Here is an 18,746-nt window from a genome sequence, read left to right as displayed (position 1 = left end):
TCCTCCTAGACTGCGGTTCCGGTCAATGTGCCTGCAGAGGCCGGTTCAAGGTCCGACGGCGAGCTCAAGGTGCCGCGGACAGCTGTGGCTGCAGCCACTACGGGAGAGACCAAGTGGGTTCGGCCGCCCTTGCCCTGCCGGCCTTCGAAGTTGCGGTTGGACGTTGATGCGCACCGCTCCCCCGGCTCCAGCTGGTCCGGGTTCATGCCCAAGCACATGGAGCAACCGGCGAAGCGCCACTCGGCACCGAAGTCCTTGAACACTTTGTCCAGGCCCATGGCTTCGGCTTCCAGGCGGACACGGGCGGAACCGGGAACCACCAGCATGCGCACGTTCGGGTCCTTCTCACGACCGCGGATGATGTCCGCAGCCGCGCTCAGGTCCTCGATGCGCGAGTTGGTGCAGGAGCCCAGGAATACGGTGTCCACGCGGATGTCCTTCATGGGGGTTCCCGCTTCGAGCCCCATGTACGTCAGCGCGCGCTCTGCGGCGAGCTTGGCGTTCTCGTCGCCGAAGTCCTCGGGAGAGGGAACCTTGGCGGAGAGGGACACGCCCTGGCCCGGGTTGGTTCCCCAGGTCACGAACGGTTCCAGCGTGTTGGCGTCCAGGTCCACCTCGACGTCGAACGTGGCGTCCTCATCGGTGTGGAGCGTGTTCCAGTATTCGACGGCGGCATCCCAGTCGGCGCCTTCCGGTGCGTGGGGACGGCCCTGCATGTAGTCGTAGGTGGTCTGGTCCGGAGCCACCATGCCGGCGCGTGCTCCGGCTTCGATGGACATGTTGCAGATGGTCATGCGGGCATCCATGGACAGTGCGCGGATGGCGGAACCACGGTACTCCAGGACATAGCCCTGGCCACCGCCGGTACCGATCTTGGCAATGACGGCGAGGATGATGTCCTTGGCCGTGACACCGGGGCGCAGGGTGCCCTCGACGTTGATGGCCATGGTCTTGAACGGCTTCAGGGACAGCGTCTGGGTGGCCATGACGTGCTCCACCTCGGAGGTGCCAATACCCATGGCCAACGCACCGAAAGCGCCGTGCGTGGAGGTGTGCGAGTCGCCGCAGACCACTGTCATGCCGGGCTGCGTCAGGCCGAGCTGTGGGCCGACGACGTGCACAATGCCCTGTTCCTTGTCGCCCAGGGAGTGCAGGCGGACACCGAACTCCTTGCAGTTGGCGCGCAGCGTCTCGATCTGCGTCCGGCTGGTGAGGTCCGCGATCGGCTTGTCGATATCCAGCGTGGGGGTGTTGTGGTCCTCGGTGGCGATGGTGAGGTCCACGCGGCGCAGCTTGCGGCCGGCCAGGCGCAGGCCCTCGAAGGCCTGCGGGGACGTCACCTCGTGGACCAGGTGCAGGTCGATGAAAAGAAGATCGGGCTGGGCATTGGCTCCTTCGCCTTCACCCTTGCGCACAACGTGCGCGTCCCAGACTTTCTCGGCCAGTGTCTTTCCCACGGCCTGCTCCCTTCACTGTTGGTTGTTCTGCATCCACTGAATCAGCACGGCTGCCAAATAGACCAGTGAAACAACTTGCATCTCAGATATTGAGACGGCAATATCATTACATGGACAATTCTAGTGGAGTCGGTGTCATTGATAAAGCGGCCCAGGTACTGGACGCGCTCGAGGCAGGGCCCACCACGCTTGCACAACTCGTGGCCGCCACGGGCCTGGCCAGGCCCACGGTCCATCGGCTCGCGCTGGCCCTGGTCCACCACCGTTTGGTGAGCCGCGATATTCAAGGACGGTTCGTCCTCGGCAGCCGCCTTGTGGAACTCGCCTCGGCCGCCGGCGAAGACCGGCTCATAGCCTCCGCCGGTCCCGTGCTGATCCAACTCCGCGATGCCACCGGCGAAAGCGCCCAGATCTTCCGCAGGCAAGGCGACTGGCGCGTGTGCGTCGCCTCGGCCGAACGCCCCATCGGTCTTCGGGACACCATCCCGGTGGGAACGCAATTGTCCATGAAGGCCGGCTCCGCCGCCCAAGTGCTGCTGGCGTGGGAAGACCACGACCGTCTCCTTGAAGGACTGCAGAACGCGCGGTTTACGCCCACCGTCCTTGCTGGAGTACGACGCCGGGGCTGGGGTCAGAGCCTCGGCGAACGCGAGCCCGGGGTCGCCTCGGTTTCGGCTCCGGTCCGCGGGCCGTCCGGCCGCGTCATTGCCGCCGTGTCCATCTCGGGACCGATCGAGCGCCTCACCCGACAGCCGGGCCGGCTTCACGCCGAAGTGGTGTGCAATGCGGCCCGGGTCCTCACCGAAGCCCTGCGCAAAAGCAACGACTGACCGACGGAAGGGTGGTCCCATGGAGAATTACGCTGTGTTCCTGCGCGGCATCAACGTGGGTGGCATCAACATCAAGATGGCGGACCTCAAGTCAGCCCTGAAGGACCAGCCCTTTTCCCAGGTGAAGACACTTCTGGCCAGCGGCAACGTTGTACTGCAGAGCGGACTGACGCCGGCGAAAGTAAAGTCCGGCTTCGAAAAGTGCCTGCGGGACTCGTTCGGCTATGACGCTTGGGTGGTGGTGCTCACGGCCGGCCGCGTGGGCGAACTGGTGGCCGCCTGTCCGTATCCCGCTGACGATAAATCGACCCACAGCTATGTCACTCTGGCTTCGGACGCGGCAATGCTGGATGAACTCGTGGAGGCGGGCCACGCCTTGGACAGTGTGGAGCTGACCAGGCTGGGCCCTGAAGCCTTGGCCTGGCTGGCACCTGCCGGTGGAACGCTGGACAGTCCGTTCAGCAAACTCACGGCCAAGGCCCGCTACAAGGCAGGAACCACCACCCGCAACCTTCGCACCTTGATCAAAGTCAGGGACGCAGCAACGTCACTCTGACGCCCCCGGAACGGATCCTAGGCGTCAGCCGCCACGCGCTGCCTTCAGTGCAGCATTGAAGGCCTTCAGGCGGGTAATTTCCACCTCCACCGGTTCAACGATGTGCTCTTCTGCCACGAGCCCCACCGCGGCCTGCAGCCGCCGGGAAGCTCCCTTGGCGCGGACCCGGGCAGCTCCGGCCCCCAACATCCGCCCGCCAAGGGCCAGCACCACTCCGAACAACACTCCTCCGGCGACCATGAGCGTGGGCCAGGGCCAGCCTTCCGTCCTGGGGACCTCGGGGGTGGGCAACTGGAAATAGCCCAGGGCCGCCACAACGCCCAGCCAGGCAAGGCCACCGACGGCCAACAGCAGGGCAAGCCACTGGAAAGCGTTGAAGAGTGCCCACCAAAGGGGGCGCCTGGACGCCTTGAGGTCCGTACCCGCAATGGCCTGGTCCAAGGCATCCGGCAGCTGTTCCCGCCCGTCCCGGGCGACGCCACGAATGGCCGCCCGCCACGGTCCGGGAGCGCCCGCCGAAGCGTCATCCACGAACGCCCTGACGGCTGCGTCCGTTCGGGCCCGCCCCGGCGCCCCGGCGGGTGGAAGCGAGGTCCTGTTCAGTTCCGGTTTGGCGTCGTCCCTGCCCAGGTTCAGCCGTCGCAGTGGATCGGGACGGAACCGGAGAAGCCACCGCGTCACGGGCCAGCCGGTCCTGCGTGCCGATTGCCGCTTGAAGGACCGCTCGACGGCGTGCACCACCAGGGGAACATTCGCCGCTGTGGCCAGCTCTGCAACCAAGTGTGCTTTCGCTTGTGATGAGACACCGTGGGCTTCCCCGTCGCCGGAAACCTCCGCGAGGCCGGAGGCCGCCCTGGCCACGTCAGCCGAGAGCCGCTGGGTGGCAGCCTCCCGCTGGACCACGACGTTCCTGATGGCTCCGCGGACGGCCGCGACGCCGTCGCCCGTCACAGCAGAGGTGCCGAAAACCGGCACGCCGGCCAGGCCATCCTGCTCCAGGATTCCCCGCAGCGAATCCACCACGGCGTTCCCATCCGCAGCGTTGAGTTTGTCCATCTGGTTAAGGACAACCAGGGTCACGGCACCGTGGGTGGCCATGGGACGCAGGAAGCCGTGGTGAACGGCGGCATCGGCATACTTCTGGGGATCCAGTACCCACACCAGGACGTCCACCATGCCCGCGAGGCGCTCGACCAGCTGGCGGTTCTCCACGGTGGTGGAGTCGATGTCCGGCAAGTCGAGCAGGATCAGGCCGGCCTCGCCTCCAGCGAAGTCCGCGACCTCCGGCAGCGCATGCCGGTCACGCACGTCCAGCCAGTCCAGGAGCGGCCCGCTGCCTTCTTCACCCCACACCGCGGCCAGCGGCGCTGACGTAGTGGGCCTGCGTGCCGCCGCCGTGGCGAGGTTGCTGCCCGAGACAGCGTTGAAGAGTGAGGACTTCCCGCTGCCGGTCGCACCGAAGAACCCAACCACGGTATGCCCGGTCGACAGGGAGCGCCGCGAGGCAGCACGGTCCAGGACGTCGTAAACCGCCTCCAGCTGGGCATCGGCCAGGACTCCAGCCGCCAATTCCCGGGCAGTATTGAGGGAATCCAACCGCTCCTGAAGCCTGGATGCCGAGCGGACCTGGGAGTGACGGCTCATGCCACGCCCGCCAGCCGGCGCAACTCCCCGGCATGGCCGAGGAGCTTGCTGCCATCCCCCTGGCCTTCCGCCGGCAGCCGGTCCAGGAACCGCTTCTCTTCGCCATCGAGCAACCGTTGGCAGTGCGCTTGCAGGTCCTCGCGGGCTTGCCGGGCCAAGCGGCGCACGGCATCTTCGCCGAAGACAGCCTCGAGCACGCGTTGGCCCACCACCGCCGTGCCGCCCGCTATGCCGATCTCAAGGCCACTCAACCCCGCCGTCATGGAAAAGACCACCACCATGAGCGCTGCCCCCAGTCCATTCACGCCAAAAGACAACCACCGCGCCTGCGTGCGTTTGCCCTGGCCCTGCGTGCGGATCAGCTCCATGAGGCCTTCCTGCCATTGGCGTATTGCCGCGGCGGCCACGGCATCAAACCCGGGCGACGTGCCGGAAAGATCGTCCCCGCCCAGCAGCTGCCGCCCGGCCGGCTCGGAACGCCACCTTCTGTCCACGTTCTCCGCGGCATTGGCTGCCTCGTCCAGGATCACCGCTTGCAGTCCTGACTCGATCGCAGTCTCCACCTTGACGGCCGGGGCAGGTTCGCCGCGGAAATAGGCGCCCACGCGGTCCCGCAGCCGGCCGATGTTCTGCTCCAGAGTCCTGAAGAATTCGCCTGTTCCCACGAAATCCTGCCAGCGTGCCAGCACCTCGCCCCGCAGTAACGCCCCGTCCTTGGTGGCATCCAGGATCCTCCTGAGCGCCGCGGCATACTCGTCGTTGGCCGTGGCACGGAGGTCTTGCGCAGCGGCCTCCTGTGCGGTTGCCGCGGCGGCAATCCCCTCCAGCCGGGTGCTCACCGCTTTGACGGCACCGTTGAGCGTGCGCCTGGCGACGTCGGCACGGCCGGCCGCGTCGGCAGCCAGGGCCACCAGCCACCGCTGCAAGGGTTCCACCGATTCACCGGGCAGCATGCCCAAGCCGTCCAAGGCACTCTCCCGCACAACAAACAGCTGTGCTTCGCCGAGTCCTTGACGTTCCAGCATTGCCTGCAGATCGGTCCTGACTTCCTCCTCCGCCGCTGGCGGCACGCGGTCCAGAACCACAGCCACGGTGATGTCCCGCGAAGCTGCATCCAGAAGCAGCCGCCAGGGAACGGCGTCGGCATAGCGGTTGGCAGTGGTGACAAAAATCCAAAGGTCTGCTGCGGCCAGCAATTGGCCGGCCAGCCGGCGGTTGTCATCAGAAACCGAATCGACGTCCGGGGCGTCCAGGATGGCTATCCCCTGCGGTACATCCTGGTGTGCCACGAGGACCAGCGAGGTCAGGGCGCCGGCGTCCGGTGTGGGCCCGGCCTGGTTGGCGGGGAGCGGAACCACGGCAACGCTCCCGCGGATCCGGGCCAGCGTGGGGAGAATGCGGGTGCCTTCGAACCACTCGGCGTCCCGGGGGTTGTGCAGGAGAATCGGCTGGCGCGTGGTGGGCCTGATCGCCCCCGCGCGCGTCACTGGATAACCCACCAAGGCGTTCACAAGGGTCGACTTGCCGGCACCGGTCGACCCGCCAACCACTGCCAGCAGGGGAGCGTCCAGGCTGCGGTAACGGGGAATGATGTAGTCATCCAACTGAGCCAGGACCTCGGCTATCCATCTGCGCCCCTCCCCGGCCTCGGGAAGCGCCAAGGGCAGGGCGGTACCGGAAAGATCGGCCCGTGCGGTTTCGAGGGCATGCACCGCACCGTCAAACGAATTTCCGGAATGAGGGCCGGTCCGCGGCTGTGGGGAATCCTGGTCTGCGGTCACTGCTTCATCATGCCAGCCCTGTGCCGGGGATAGGTTGGAAGCAGGGGCCATTGTGGAAAAAGAAATCCCCCGGAGCGCTGCTCCGGGGGATTCATGTGTGACCCCAGCGGGATTCGAACCCGCGTTACCGCCGTGAGAGGGCGGCGTACTAGGCCGCTATACGATGGGGCCTTGCACTTTTCTATCACCGTTTCCGGCGATCAAGCTGAATGAGTATTTCATACTTTCAGCTTGTTTCCAAATCGACGAATCAATTCGGATTCTCCATGAATTCCAGTAAATTTTTACTTCAATTCCAGAGCTGGGATACCAGGACTCGAACCTAGAATGACGGTACCAGAAACCGTAGTGTTGCCAATTACACCATATCCCAAAGTGACTTTCGGACCGGAGATGATCGCCGCGGTTTTCCCTTGGTTTTTCCCTCCGTGCCCCTCAGCACGAGTAATTACTCTACCCGAGACTTTTGACCTGCACAAATCGGAAGAGCGTTACCTGCGTCACAGGGTCTTACGTCCGTGCAGACGCCTCGAGCAGCAGACCGGACAGGGAATCAACCTGGCGTCCGGCAAAGTCCTCCACGACTTCCCCGGTGCGGTTCAGCCATACTCCCACCAGGCCCGCATCGCATGCTCCGTCAGCGTCCAGCAAGCGGTTATCGCCGACGTACAAGGTCTCCCCTGGCGTTGTCCCCAGCAGGCGAACCCCTTCGAGGTAAATGGCGGGATCGGGTTTTGCGGCGCCAACGGTGTCCGTCCCCACGAGGACCTTGATCCTCTCCAGACCGGCACCGTTCAGCTTGGCTCGCTGGTAGTCGTGCACGTTGTTGCTTACGGCACCGTAGGGAACGCCGGCGGCATCCAGGGCATCCAGTACGCCGGAAACATCGTCGAATGCCCGCACGTAGGCCGTCTGCCGCTGGTGGTATTCGGCAACCCACGCCTGGGATTCCTCGCCTTCGGCAAGCTCCACCCCGAAGTGACCCAAAGCAGCGCGTCCCCGGAGCAGCCTCTGCTCGTTGAAGGTCAGTTCCCCCGCCAGGTAGCGGTCGTAGAAGTGCGTTGTTTCATGGGTGAAAATGCGTCCGAACTTCACCCACCCGGCCTGGTCCAGGCCGGGCAGGAGATGTTCGCTGACGTCACGCAACGCCGTGGTCATGGCGTATTCAAGGTCCACCAGGGTGTCGTCGATATCGAACAGCACCCCGCGAATGGTGCCGAAAGAGCTTGCAATCGCCATGCCGGATCCGTCCCTAGCCGCGGAAAGCGCGGACCCGGGCCAAGGAGGAGTCCTTGCCAAGGATGACCATGGATTCGAAGAGCGGAGGCGAAATGCGGCGACCGGATATCGCGGTACGGACAGGGCCGAAGGCCGCACGGGGCTTGATGCCGAGGTCTTCAACCAGTGCCTGCTTGAGCGCCGCCTGGATGTTCTCGGCGGTCCACTCCCCGATCGGCTCCAAGGCGGCGAGGGCAGCGTCCAGGACTTCCTCAAGGTTTGCCGGCAATCCCTTGCGCGCGTCTTCGGCGACGTCGATCGCGTCATCGGCCTTGAACAGGAAGGCCAGCATTTCCGGTGCTTCGCCGAGCAAGGCGATCCGTTCCTGGACCAGCGGAGCAGCCTCCCTGAGGATCTCTTCCTGGCGCGGTGTCAGGATCTCCCCCACGAAACCGGCTGCACGAAGGTAGGGAACCAGTCGCTCTTCAAACACCTCGGGCGCAAGCATGCGGACGTGGGTGCCGTTGATGGCTTCTGCCTTCTTGAGGTCGAAGCGCGCCGGGTTGCCCAGGACATCATGGATGTCAAAGTTGGCGACGAGCTGCTCCACCGTGAAGATGTCCTCATCCGCGCTGAGCGACCAGCCCAGCAGCGACAGGTAGTTCAGGAGCCCCTCGGGGATGAAGCCCCGCTCGCGGTGCAGGAACAGGCTGGACTCGGGGTCGCGCTTGGACAGCTTCTTGTTGCCCTGGCCCATGACGTACGGCAGGTGGCCGAACTCGGGCATGTACTCGGCCACGCCGATGGCATACAGGGCCCGGTACAGGGCGATCTGGCGGGGCGTTGAGCTCAGCAGGTCCTCGCCACGGAGCACGTGCGTGATGCCCATGAGGGCGTCATCCACCGGGTTCACCAGGGTGTACAGCGGAGCACCGTTGGCACGCACCACGGCGAAGTCGGGAACCGAGCCGGCCTTGAACGTAATGTCGCCGCGGACCAGGTCCGTGAAGGTGATGTCCTCATCCGGCATGCGCAGGCGCAGGACTGCCTCACGGCCCTCCGCCTTGAACTGGGCAAGCTGCTCCACGGTCAGGTGGCGGTCGAAGCCGTCGTAGCCGAGCTTCGGGTCGCGGCCTGCGGCCTTGTGCCGGGCTTCGATTTCATCCGGCGTGGAGTAAGACTCGTAGACGTGTCCACCAGCCTTCAGTTTGGCGATGACGTCCTGGTAGATATCACCGCGCTGCGACTGGCGATAAGGCTCATGCGGTCCGCCTACCTCAACGCCCTCGTCCCAGTTGATGCCCAGCCACTTCAAGGCGTCCAGCAACTGGTGGTAGCTCTCCTCGCTGTCGCGGGCGGCGTCCGTGTCCTCGATGCGGAAGATCAGCTTGCCGCCGGTGTGGCGGGCATAGGCCCAGTTGAAAAGGGCGGTGCGGATCAGGCCGACGTGCGGCGTACCCGTGGGCGACGGGCAGAAACGGACGCGGACCGGAGTCTCGGCGTTGACGGCAGGGATGGCGCTGGAGGCAGCGTTCGACGCAGGAGCAGTAGTCATAGTGCTTCCAACTTTACCGCTTGGCGTCCGCCGGTTTTCCCTCCGAAAGCGGCCGACGACGGCACTCAGGCGAGTGCCGCCGTCGTCGGGCCGTTCGGAAGACCGGCTTGGTCAGCGGCGGACAACGGGGTTGGAGAGGCGGCCCAACCCTTCGATCTCCACCTCGATGCGGTCCCCCTCGGAAACCAGGCCAACGCCCGCCGGCGTACCGGTCATGATGACGTCGCCGGGAAGCAGCGTGAAGGCGTGGGAAACGATCGAGACGAGTTCGCGAACGCCCCGGATCATCTGCGTGGTGTTGCCATCCTGGCGCAGTTCGCCGTTGAGGCGTGCCTGAATGTCAACGTCGTCGGGATCGAGTTCGGTTTCGATCCAGGGGCCAAGCGGAGCCGACGTGTCGAAGCCCTTGGCGCGTGCCCACTGGAGGTCAGTCTTCTGGACGTCGCGGGCGGTGAGATCGTTGCCGCAGGTGTAGCCAAAGATCACGTCGTCGGCCCGCTCTTCCGGGACGTCCTTGCAGATGCGGCCGATCACGACACACAGCTCGGCTTCGAAGGAAATCTCCTCGGAGAACTCCGGCAGGACGATCGGATCGTTGGGGCCGATCACCGCAGTGTTGGGCTTGAGGAACAGCAGCGGGTACTGCGGCACCTCGTTGCCCAGTTCCGCGGCGTGCTCGGCGAAGTTCCTGCCGACCCCGATGACCTTGCTGCGCGGGATGATCGGGGCCAGCAGCCTCACATCCTCAAGCTTGTGCTTGGTGTGGGTTGGCTCGACGCCATTGAAGAACGGGTCGCCGTTGATGACAGTGATTTCCTCACTGCCGGGCTCGCCGTCCACGACGCCGTAAAGGGGATCAGAATCAACTACAAACCGGGCGATACGCATGGGCTCAAGCCTACAGTCCGGCGAGGCGCTTTCAGCCGCGCAGGTAATCCAACTGCGCGGCCACCGACGTTTCAGCCGCCCAGCGGACAGAAGGATCGACGTCGGCGTAAACCACGTCGGTGACTTGGGCGATGGTCGCTTGTTGGCCAACGTGGGCCAGGGCGGCGCGGATCTGGTCAAGGCGCTGCTCGCGGTGGTCACGGTACTCGCGGCACTTTTCATCGAGCGCCGGCAACACCGGGCCATGCGCGGGAAGGAGCGTTGCCGGGCCGAGCGCTTCAAGCCGGTCGAGGCTTGCCAGGTAATCGCCCAGCCGCCCATCCGGATAGTCCAGGACGGTGGTTCCGCGGCCCAGGATGGTGTCGCCGGTGAGGACCGATCCGGTGGGGCCATCGGCAGGGAGATGGAAGCATACCGAATCGGAGGTGTGGCCGGGTGTGGCAAGGACGCGGATCTCCACCCCGCCGGCATGGATCACCTCGCCATCCGTGAGCGGCTCCCCTCCGTGGCAGTGCTCCACCATGGCTGCCCGCACGGGGGCTCCCGTCAGCTCGTGGAAACGCGCCGACGCCTCGGTATGGTCTGCGTGGCGGTGCGTAATCAGGATCACGTCCACATGACCCGCCGAAGCCAGCGCGGCCAGGTGCGGCCCATCCTCCGGCCCCGGGTCGACGACAGCCACATGGCCGGATCCCGGGGCGCCGATGACGTAGGAGTTGGTGCCGTCGAGGCTCATCGGGCCGGGGTTCGGGGCCAGCCGGAACCGGGTCAGCTCGCTGCTTTGCTGGAAGTGCGGCTGGGCAGAAGCAGAGGACGGGGGCTGAACCGGGGACTGGGGCTGCATTGCGTCATCGGAAGTCACTGTCCTATCTTGGCACCCCTCCGACGCTCTCTCACCAAATACCCCCTTCCGCCCGACGCTCTCTCACCAAATACCCCCCTTCCGCCTGACGCTCTCTCACTCAAAAGGCGCGCGTGAGAGAGCGTCCCACAAAACAGGCGACTCGATGAGAGAGCGTCCCACAAAACAGGCGACTCGATGAGAGAGGGTGGACGACGACGGTCCCCGCCTTGTCACTCAAGGCGGGGACCGTCGTCGTGCTTTGGACCGTTGTACTTTTGGGGATCTAGACCAGGCGGGTCAGCCAGCCGTGGCGGTCCTCGACCGTTCCGGTCTGGATGCCCAGGAGCTGCTCGCGGATGGCCATGGTGGTTTCGCCTGCTTTGGCGTCCTCGGAGCCGATGAATTCCGTGGCGTCCTTCAGTACGCCGATCGGCGTGATCACGGCAGCGGTACCGCACGCGAAGACCTCGGTGATGTCGCCCGAAGCAACGCCGTCACGCCACTCGTCCAGGGTGATCTTGCGCTCGGATACCTCGCGGCCCATGTCCTTGGCCACCTGGATCACGGAGGACCGGGTGACGCCTTCCAGAATGGTTCCGCTCAGGGCCGGCGTGGCCAGCGAGCCGTCCTTGAACACGAAGAAGACGTTCATGCCGCCGAGTTCTTCCACGGCATCGTCGTTGAAGTGGTCCAGGAAGAGTACCTGCTTGCAGCCGTTGGCCTCTGCTTCCTGCTGCGCGATGAGCGAGGCGGCATAGTTGCCACCGCACTTGGCCGCACCGGTGCCACCGCGGCCAGCCCGGGCGTACTCGCGGGAGATCCAGATGGACACCGGCTTGAGTTCCCCGCCGAAGTAGTTCCCGGCCGGCGAAGCGATGACGCGGAAGGACACTTCACGGGCGGCACGGACACCCAGGAAAGCCTCGGTGGCGATCATGAACGGACGCAAGTACAGGGCTTCACCGTCACCGGAGGGAACCCATTCCTTGTCGGCCTGTACCAGTTCGCGGATGGCGCCCAGGAAGTATTCCTCCGGCAGTTCCGGAAGGGCCAGGCGACGGGCGGACTTGTTGAGCCGGGCAGCATTGGCTTCCGGGCGGAACGTCCAGACGGAACCGTCAGCGTGGCGGTACGCCTTGAGGCCCTCGAAAATTTCCTGGCCATAGTGCAGCACCGCGGCCGAGGGGTCCAGCGTAATGGGACCATACGGCTCTACGCGGGCATTCTGCCATCCGCCCTTGCCTTCGGCGTCGACCTTGTAATCGACGACGGCGGTGTGGTCGGTGAAGTAGTCGCCAAATCCCGGGTTCGCCAGGACGGCTGCACGCTCCTCAACAGACTTCGGGTTGGCCGAAAGCTGCTGGCTGAATTCGACGCCATGGGCAGTCTGAGTCATGTTTCCTCCACAGTCAGCTACCTGGCAGTGCGAACCACGGCCCCTGGAAGAGGAGATGGTTCAGCGATGGACCAAGGAAGCAGGTAAATAATTCAAGACAAGCTTACGCCTGAGTAATGGGCCTAAAGTGCGGCCGCAATGGCGTCGCCGATCGCAGCGGTGCTGCGCGGTTCGCCGGTGCGGCTTTCGACGTCGGCAACAACTGCCGCTTCGATCTTGCGGGCCGCCGAGGTGTAGCCAAGGTGGTCCAGCAACAGCACTGCAGACAGGATCGCAGCAGTGGGGTCCGCCTTCTGCTGGCCTGCGATGTCCGGGGCGGAGCCATGGACTGGTTCGAACATGGACGGTGCGGTGCGGTCCATGTTGATGTTTCCTGATGCCGCGAGCCCGATACCGCCGGTGACGGCAGCTGCGAGGTCGGTCAGGATGTCACCGAAGAGGTTGTCGGTGACAATGACGTCGAAGCGCGCCGGGTCGGTGACCAGGAAGATCGTGGCGGCATCGATGTGCAGGTAGTCGTGGGTGACCTCGGGGAATTCCGTGGCCACGGCCTCGACGGTGCGCTTCCAGAGGTGGCCCGCGAAGACCAGGACGTTGTGCTTGTGCACCAAGGTGACATGCTTGCGCGGACGCTCGCTGGCGCGGCGGAAGGCATCGCGGACAACGCGCTCCACGCCATGGGCAGTATTGAGTGAAACTTCGGTGGCTACCTCGTGCGGGGTTCCGCCGCGGAGAGTGCCGCCGTTGCCAACGTAGGGGCCTTCGGTTCCTTCGCGCACCACGATGAAGTCGATGTTGCCGGGATTGGCCAGCGGGCTGCCGACGGTTCCGTAGAGGCGGGAGGGGCGAAGGTTGACGTAGTGGTCCAGGCTGAAACGCAGCTTGAGGAGCATCTCGCGTTCGATGATGCCCGAGGGGATCCGGGTGTCACCCGGGGCTGCGCCAACGGCGCCGAAAAGGATGGCATCGCGCGTCTTCAGGTCCGCCAAGACCTCGTCCGGAAGGGTTTCGCCGGTCTCGAGCCAGTGCTGGGCACCCAGCTTGTAGTGGGTCTGTTCCAGGGTGACGCCTTCTGCGGCTACAGCCTTCTCCAGGACCTTGACGGCTTCGGCGATGACCTCTGGGCCAATGCCGTCGCCGGGGATGACAGCGAGATTGATGGACGATGCGCTCATACGTCCATCTAGCCGGAGAATCCACATGCTGGTCAAAATCGTCTCACTTGTTGAACATTCCACCGAAAGCTCCGACCACGGCATGATGTGAACACCCGCTACGGCCCCATAGAGTCATAGCGTGGACAGAAGGCACGCAATTTACGAATGGTTCCGGATAAACCGGTTCAAGGTTGACCTGACGGCAACCATCATCCTCCTTCTGCTCTTCGGCCCGGTCTACCTGCTGGCCGGACGGCCCTTCCTCTTCGTCCTGTCCTGCGGCCTCCTGTTGCCCCTCGCCTGGCGACGGACCCGCCCTGTGCCGGCTGCCGCCGTCGTGGTTTTGGTGTGCTTGGTCCAATGGGCGGCTGGTGCCGAACCGGTGGCCGGCCAGATCGCCGTGCCACTCATCATCTACGCCACCGCCGCGTACGGACCGGTGTGGGCAAGCCGCACGGTGCTGCTCCTGGGCATACTGGGCGGTGTGATGCTCACTACACGCGAGTACGCCGGTTCCGCCGAGTCCGGAATCCTGGGCCTCACCATCGGCGCCTTGTACACAGTCCTCATCTGGATGCTGGTACTGGTCAGCTGGACCCTCGGTGACCTGACCAGGGTCCGCCGCCTGCAGCTCCAGGCCCTCGAAGACCGAACCCGGCGGCTGGAAATCGAACAGCAACAGGAACGCCAACTCGCCGCGGCGGACGAACGGTCACACATAGCGCGCGAGATGCATGACATCGTGGCACACTCGCTCTCGGTCATCATTACCCAGGCCGATGGTGCCCGGTACGCAGCGGCAGCCAAACCGGAACTTGCCACGGAGGCCCTGGCCACCATCGCGGCAACCGGCCGCGATTCCCTCAGCGAGATGAGGAGGCTTCTCGGCGTCCTGCGAAACGACGACGACTCCCCCACCCGTCCGCAGCCACGGCTGGCCGACCTGGACGAACTCCTCCTGGGCTTCAGGGCAGCCACCCTGCAGGTCGCCTTCGAAGAGCAAGGCGTCCCCCGGCGGGCCATGCCGGCGGGAGCGGAACTCACGGCGTACCGCACCATCCAGGAAGCCCTCACCAACGTCATCAAGCACGGCGGCCCCACCGCGAAGGCGAGTGTCACCCTGGCCTGGCAAGGCCGCGGCCTTCAGGTGGATGTGGTGGACGACGGGCGCGGCGCAGCCGCCGATCCTCCGGCAGCAGGCGGCGGAAACGGCCTGCGCGGCATGGGCGAACGGATTGCGCTCTACGATGGTTCCTTGTCCGCAGGCCCCGAACAAGGCGGCGGATTCCGCGTATCTGCATTCATCCCCTATTCGGAGGCCTGACCATGTCCGAACCCACCGTGCCCATCCGGGTGGCCCTCGTCGACGACCAGCACCTGGTCCGCTCGGGCTTTGGCATGCTCATCAACTCCCAGCCGGACCTTGAAGTGGTGGCTGAAGCCGGCAATGGCATCGAGGCCATCCAGGCACTCAGCGCCACTGCTGCCGACGTCGTCCTCATGGATGTCCGCATGCCCGGAATGGACGGCATCGAAGCTACCCGCCGCATCCTGGAACAGGCTGCCACGCAGCCCAACGGCTCACAGCGGGCTGACGTGAAGATCGTGGTCCTGACCACCTTCGACCTGGACGAATACGCCTTGGCCGCGATCCGCGCCGGCGCCAGCGGATTCCTGCTGAAGGACGCACCCCCCGAAGAACTCCTGGAGGCTATCCGGACGGTGTACCGCGGTGACGCCGTGATCGCGCCTTCCACTACCCGCCGTTTGCTGGACCACGTTGCTCCGTTGCTGCGGACGCAGACTCCGGAACAGAGCGGGCACGCGGCCGCAGTGGAGACACTGACGGCCCGCGAGCGCGAAGTGTTCCTGCTGATCGCCCAGGGCCAGTCCAATCCGGAGATCGCAGCAGGACTCTTCCTTTCCGAGGCAACGGTCAAGACACATGTGGGGCACATCCTGGCCAAGCTCGGCGCCCGGGACCGCGTGCAGATCGTGGTCATCGCCTACGAGACCGGTGTGGTGGCCCCCGGCATGTAGCAGGGATGAGTTCCGCGCTCCCCGGCCTCCGACCACGGTATGAGCGGGCACCTCGGACAGTGGGCCCTTGGCCTGATCCGGGAACCAGCCGCGGGAAATAGCGTGAAAGCATGACAACTTTCACGTCCGCACCGCACCCGTCGTTTCCAGACCAACCCTCCGGCGCCGAGCCCGCGCGTCCCGCCGTCGAGGCCCTTTCACTGACCAAGAGCTACGGTCGCGGCGATACCCGGGTGATGGCCCTGGACAACGTCTCGGTGCGTTTCGAGGCCGGCAAGTTCACTGCGATCATGGGACCGTCCGGTTCGGGCAAGTCCACCCTGATGCACTGCCTGGCCGGATTGGACACTGCTGACAGTGGCCGCATCCTCCTTGGCGGCACTGAACTGACGGGACTTAGTGACAAGGAACTGACCGCACTCCGGAGGGAACGCATTGGCTTCGTCTTCCAGGCGTTCAACCTGGTGCCCACGCTGACGGCCGAACAGAACATCACCTTGCCGCTTGCGCTGGCGGGAACAACGGCCGACGCCGGGTGGCTGGATACCGTGGTCACCACCCTGGGGCTGAAGGACAGGCTGAAGCACCGCCCACATGAGTTGTCCGGCGGCCAACAGCAAAGGGTTGCGGTGGCACGGGCGCTGCTGACGCGCCCCGACGTCGTCTTCGGCGACGAACCCACCGGCAACCTCGATTCCAAAGCCGGTGGTGAAGTGCTGGCGCTCCTGCGCCGGAGCAGCCAGGAAATGGGCCAGAGCATCATCATGGTGACGCACGATCCCGTCGCCGCAAGCTACGCAGACCGCGTGGTCCTGATGAGCGACGGCGGCTTGGTGGGCGAAATCCACGACCCCACCCCCGAGTCCGTGCTCACAGCGCTCGGAAAGCTGGGGGCGTAGGCATGCTGCGCGTTGCCATATCCCAATTGACGACTCATTACCGCAGGTTCGTGGCCATTGGCCTCGCCGTGATGCTGTCCGTCATGTTCCTGGCCGCCACGCTCATGGTGGGCGCGAGCACCAACGCATCGCTCGGGGCCAGCATCGGCGAGGCTTACCGCCACGCAGACCTGGTGGCTACGTCCAAGAACGGTGAGCCGTTCAGCCAGGCGGCCGTGGAGGCTGCGTCGTCCTCCCCCGCAGTGCAGGACAGTTACGCGGAGCGATCCAGTTACGTGACGTTCGAGGCCGGCGGCGGGGAACAGTTCGGGCGGCTTCGAAATGCGGCACCGACTCCCCTGGAAGGGGCCGTGATTTCGTCAGGTTCCATGCCGTCCAAGCCGTTCGACGTAGTGATTGATGTCAAGACCGCCCAGCACCTGGGCCTCGCCCCGGGCAGCACCTTGGAACTGCATGGCAGTGGTCCAGTCAAGAACGCCAAGGTGACCGTTACTGGCCTGGTGCAATCCACGAACGATCCCTTCTCCGCGTCCGCAGCACAACTCATTGCCGGGCCTTCGGTGCTGAACGCAGTGCAGGACAGTGGCGCCGGTTTCAGCGGCCTGCAGTTCACCCTCAAACCGGGCGAAGATGTGTCCGCGGCGAAGGACTACATCACGCACCGCATGGAGGCCGCTGGTGCTGATGGGCCGGTGTTGCAGACCGCCCAGGAGAAGGTCACGGCCACGGTGGCCATGCTCAGCGCGGGCCAGGACCAGCTGACCATTGTCCTGCTGGCCTTCGCGGGGGTCGCGATTTTGGTATCCACCTTGGTGGTGGCGAACACCTTCTCGGTGCTGGTGGCTCAGCGCACCCGCGAGTTGGCGTTGCTGCGATGCCTCGGTGCCGGACGTGCACAAATCCGGGGTTCCGTCATGGTGGAGGCGCTGGTGGTCGGTTTTGCCTCGTCGGTACTGGGCGTGGCTGCGGCCGTTGGCTTGATGTCCGGGCTGGTCGCTTGGGCCAGGACGCAGCCTGAGCAGTCCTTCGCCACGTTGGCTGTCCCGCCGTCGGCCGTCATTGCGGGGCTGCTGGCCGGAACCCTGCTGACCGTCATGGCCGCGCTGGTGCCTGCGAAGGCGGCAACCGCCGTCGCGCCTCTTGCCGCCCTTCGCCCCGCAGACGACGCCACCGTCCGCAACCGGCGCGGCAAGGTACGCCTTGTCCTTGGTGTGGTGGCTGTGCTCGGCGGGGCCGCCGTGCTGGTCTTCGGCAGCGTCAAGGTCTCCCTCCCGGTGGCACTGCTGGGTGGCGCCGTGTCCTTCGTGGGCATCCTGCTCTGTGCCACGCTCTTCATCCCGACGGTTGTGGCTTGGGCAGGCCGTTTGGCTGCCCCGGCGGGAGTTCCCGGCAAGCTCGCCGCGGTCAACGCAACGCGCAACCCGGCCCGGACATCGGCGACCGCCGCTGCCCTGCTGATTGGCGTCACCTTGGTTTCCCTCATGATGACCGGCGCCGCCACGTCACGCCAGGCCTTCAACAGCACGTTGGCGGAAACCTATCCCGTGGACCTGGCCGCTCCAACTGCCGTGTCGGGCCCCGGTACCGTCGACCCCGCGCAGGCAGTCAAGCGGATCGCGTCCCTGGAGGGGGTGCGCGCAGCCGTCCTCCTCCCGGCAGTGGGCCAGCTCGCCGACGCATCAACGCCCGACGGCGGCACCACCCTCTACGCCATCAGCGGCGCGGATGCTTCCGCCGTGCTACGGGACGACAAGCTGCGTCCTGCGTCTGGGACGGTATACCTGCCTGAGGATTCGCGTGAAGGTCCGGCGAACATCACGACGGCGGCCGGTCCGGTAACGCTCGACGCCAAGGTGCTGAAGACCCGCCATGTCCCGGCCTTCGTGGCAAGCGGCAGCATCACTTCCGGATCGTTGCCGGACACACCCGGCATGGTCTGGGTGAAGGTGGACGATGCCGCGTCCGGTGATCGCGTGCAGGCCCTGCAAAAGGAAATCGCGGCTGCCTTGGGAGTCCCTGAGCGGACGGTCAGCGGCGCGGCGATCGAGCGGGCTACGTTCAACAGCATCATCGATGTCCTGCTGCTGGTGGTCACGGGGCTGCTCGGCATCGCGGTGGTGATTGCCTTGATCGGCGTGGCCAACACCCTGTCCCTCTCCGTCCTGGAACGAACCCGCGAGAATTCGCTGCTCCGGGCGCTCGGCCTGACCAAGGGGCAGCTCCGTGGAATGCTCGCCATCGAAGCAGTCCTTGTGGCCGGCGTGGCAGCTGTCCTCGGCGCCGGCTTGGGCTGTGTGTATGGCTGGCTGGGGGCACAAGCCACCCTTGGCGGCATGGCGGACGTGGTTCCGACGGTGCCGTGGCTCCAACTCGCGGCAGTGTTCGGAGTGGCAGTCATCGCAGGCCTGTTGGCCTCGGTGGTTCCTGCCCGCCGCGCTGCGCGGTTGTCGCCGGTTGAGGGCCTCGCCACCGCCTGACGCT

The 18,746-nt window shown here is 65.4% G+C and carries 15 protein-coding genes and 2 tRNA genes; 6 read left to right on the top strand and 11 right to left on the bottom strand.

Annotation, left to right across the window (positions count from 1 at the left end):
* Positions 1-5: 5 nt before the first annotated feature.
* Positions 6-1,457, bottom strand: coding sequence for a 3-isopropylmalate dehydratase large subunit (gene leuC, locus ACIPY3_RS04240; RefSeq protein ID WP_400330431.1), 1,452 nt, complete (start codon positions 1,455-1,457; stop codon positions 6-8).
* Between the two features lie 110 nt (positions 1,458-1,567).
* On the opposite strand from leuC, the gene ACIPY3_RS04235 reads away from it, so the two are divergent.
* Both ACIPY3_RS04235 and ACIPY3_RS04230 read left to right on the top strand, forming a co-directional pair.
* The gene (locus tag ACIPY3_RS04235; RefSeq protein WP_243541036.1) at positions 1,568-2,287 is read left to right on the top strand and encodes an IclR family transcriptional regulator; all 720 of its coding nucleotides are present in this window, start codon (positions 1,568-1,570) and stop codon (positions 2,285-2,287) included.
* Between the two features lie 19 nt (positions 2,288-2,306).
* Complete coding sequence (locus tag ACIPY3_RS04230; RefSeq protein ID WP_400330429.1) at positions 2,307-2,843, top strand: DUF1697 domain-containing protein; 537 nt, start codon at positions 2,307-2,309, stop codon at positions 2,841-2,843.
* 24 nt (positions 2,844-2,867) lie between these two features.
* Here the strand turns inward: ACIPY3_RS04230 and ACIPY3_RS04225 are convergent, their stop codons facing one another.
* The 10 genes from ACIPY3_RS04225 to ACIPY3_RS04180 all read right to left on the bottom strand — a co-directional run bounded on the left by ACIPY3_RS04225 (position 2,868) and on the right by ACIPY3_RS04180 (position 13,344).
* A complete protein-coding gene (locus ACIPY3_RS04225; RefSeq protein WP_400330427.1) occupies positions 2,868-4,487 on the bottom strand; it encodes a GTPase in 1,620 nt (539 codons plus the stop codon).
* The gene (locus ACIPY3_RS04220) at positions 4,484-6,268 is read right to left on the bottom strand and encodes a dynamin family protein (protein ID WP_400330426.1); all 1,785 of its coding nucleotides are present in this window, start codon (positions 6,266-6,268) and stop codon (positions 4,484-4,486) included. Before ACIPY3_RS04220 ends, ACIPY3_RS04225 begins: the two co-directional genes overlap by 4 nt.
* A gap of 98 nt (positions 6,269-6,366) precedes the next feature.
* Positions 6,367-6,439 (bottom strand) — tRNA-Glu (locus tag ACIPY3_RS04215).
* A gap of 130 nt (positions 6,440-6,569) precedes the next feature.
* A tRNA-Gln gene (locus tag ACIPY3_RS04210) sits at positions 6,570-6,641 on the bottom strand.
* Positions 6,642-6,778: 137 nt separating this feature from the next.
* A complete protein-coding gene (locus ACIPY3_RS04205) occupies positions 6,779-7,507 on the bottom strand; it encodes an HAD family hydrolase (RefSeq protein ID WP_400330424.1) in 729 nt (242 codons plus the stop codon).
* 13 nt (positions 7,508-7,520) lie between these two features.
* Positions 7,521-9,041, bottom strand: coding sequence for a glutamate--tRNA ligase (gene gltX, locus ACIPY3_RS04200; protein ID WP_400330422.1), 1,521 nt, complete (start codon positions 9,039-9,041; stop codon positions 7,521-7,523).
* Positions 9,042-9,152: 111 nt separating this feature from the next.
* Complete coding sequence (locus ACIPY3_RS04195) at positions 9,153-9,929, bottom strand: fumarylacetoacetate hydrolase family protein (RefSeq protein ID WP_400330420.1); 777 nt, start codon at positions 9,927-9,929, stop codon at positions 9,153-9,155.
* 31 nt (positions 9,930-9,960) lie between these two features.
* Positions 9,961-10,773 (bottom strand): MBL fold metallo-hydrolase, encoded by an 813-nt coding sequence (locus ACIPY3_RS04190; protein WP_400330638.1) that lies wholly within the window; start codon positions 10,771-10,773, stop codon positions 9,961-9,963.
* A 283-nt stretch (positions 10,774-11,056) separates the two neighbouring features.
* A complete protein-coding gene (locus ACIPY3_RS04185; RefSeq protein ID WP_400330417.1) occupies positions 11,057-12,169 on the bottom strand; it encodes a branched-chain amino acid aminotransferase in 1,113 nt (370 codons plus the stop codon).
* A gap of 122 nt (positions 12,170-12,291) precedes the next feature.
* The gene (locus tag ACIPY3_RS04180; RefSeq protein WP_400330413.1) at positions 12,292-13,344 is read right to left on the bottom strand and encodes a 3-isopropylmalate dehydrogenase; all 1,053 of its coding nucleotides are present in this window, start codon (positions 13,342-13,344) and stop codon (positions 12,292-12,294) included.
* A gap of 121 nt (positions 13,345-13,465) precedes the next feature.
* Between ACIPY3_RS04180 and ACIPY3_RS04175 the strand changes: the two genes are divergently transcribed.
* The 4 genes from ACIPY3_RS04175 to ACIPY3_RS04160 all read left to right on the top strand — a co-directional run bounded on the left by ACIPY3_RS04175 (position 13,466) and on the right by ACIPY3_RS04160 (position 18,742).
* A complete protein-coding gene (locus ACIPY3_RS04175) occupies positions 13,466-14,650 on the top strand; it encodes a sensor histidine kinase (RefSeq protein WP_400330410.1) in 1,185 nt (394 codons plus the stop codon).
* Positions 14,651-14,652: 2 nt separating this feature from the next.
* A complete protein-coding gene (locus tag ACIPY3_RS04170) occupies positions 14,653-15,366 on the top strand; it encodes a response regulator (protein WP_400330407.1) in 714 nt (237 codons plus the stop codon).
* Positions 15,367-15,476: 110 nt separating this feature from the next.
* Positions 15,477-16,265 (top strand): ABC transporter ATP-binding protein, encoded by a 789-nt coding sequence (locus tag ACIPY3_RS04165; protein WP_400330404.1) that lies wholly within the window; start codon positions 15,477-15,479, stop codon positions 16,263-16,265.
* A gap of 26 nt (positions 16,266-16,291) precedes the next feature.
* Entirely contained in the window at positions 16,292-18,742 is a 2,451-nt protein-coding gene (locus tag ACIPY3_RS04160) for an ABC transporter permease (protein WP_400330401.1), read from the top strand.
* Positions 18,743-18,746: the final 4 nt, after the last annotated feature.

The organism is Paenarthrobacter sp. NPDC089714 (assembly GCF_044748905.1).
Classification (GTDB): Bacteria; Actinomycetota; Actinomycetes; order Actinomycetales; family Micrococcaceae; genus Arthrobacter.
This window is presented reverse-complemented; position numbering and strand designations above follow the sequence as displayed.

Bases quoted from the DNA above. Each gene is read 5' to 3' on its own strand.
- ACIPY3_RS04235 (WP_243541036.1), top strand. From the start codon at position 1,568: ATGGACAATTCTAGTGGAGTCGGTGTCATTGATAAAGCGGCCCAGGTA.
- ACIPY3_RS04230 (WP_400330429.1), top strand. From the start codon at position 2,307: ATGGAGAATTACGCTGTGTTCCTGCGCGGCATCAACGTGGGTGGCATC.
- ACIPY3_RS04225 (WP_400330427.1), bottom strand. From the start codon at position 4,487: ATGAGCCGTCACTCCCAGGTCCGCTCGGCATCCAGGCTTCAGGAGCGG.
- ACIPY3_RS04205 (WP_400330424.1), bottom strand. From the start codon at position 7,507: ATGGCGATTGCAAGCTCTTTCGGCACCATTCGCGGGGTGCTGTTCGAT.
- gltX (WP_400330422.1), bottom strand. From the start codon at position 9,041: ATGACTACTGCTCCTGCGTCGAACGCTGCCTCCAGCGCCATCCCTGCC.
- ACIPY3_RS04195 (WP_400330420.1), bottom strand. From the start codon at position 9,929: ATGCGTATCGCCCGGTTTGTAGTTGATTCTGATCCCCTTTACGGCGTC.
- ACIPY3_RS04190 (WP_400330638.1), bottom strand. From the start codon at position 10,773: ATGCAGCCCCAGTCCCCGGTTCAGCCCCCGTCCTCTGCTTCTGCCCAG.
- ACIPY3_RS04185 (WP_400330417.1), bottom strand. From the start codon at position 12,169: ATGACTCAGACTGCCCATGGCGTCGAATTCAGCCAGCAGCTTTCGGCC.
- ACIPY3_RS04180 (WP_400330413.1), bottom strand. From the start codon at position 13,344: ATGAGCGCATCGTCCATCAATCTCGCTGTCATCCCCGGCGACGGCATT.
- ACIPY3_RS04170 (WP_400330407.1), top strand. From the start codon at position 14,653: ATGTCCGAACCCACCGTGCCCATCCGGGTGGCCCTCGTCGACGACCAG.
- ACIPY3_RS04165 (WP_400330404.1), top strand. From the start codon at position 15,477: ATGACAACTTTCACGTCCGCACCGCACCCGTCGTTTCCAGACCAACCC.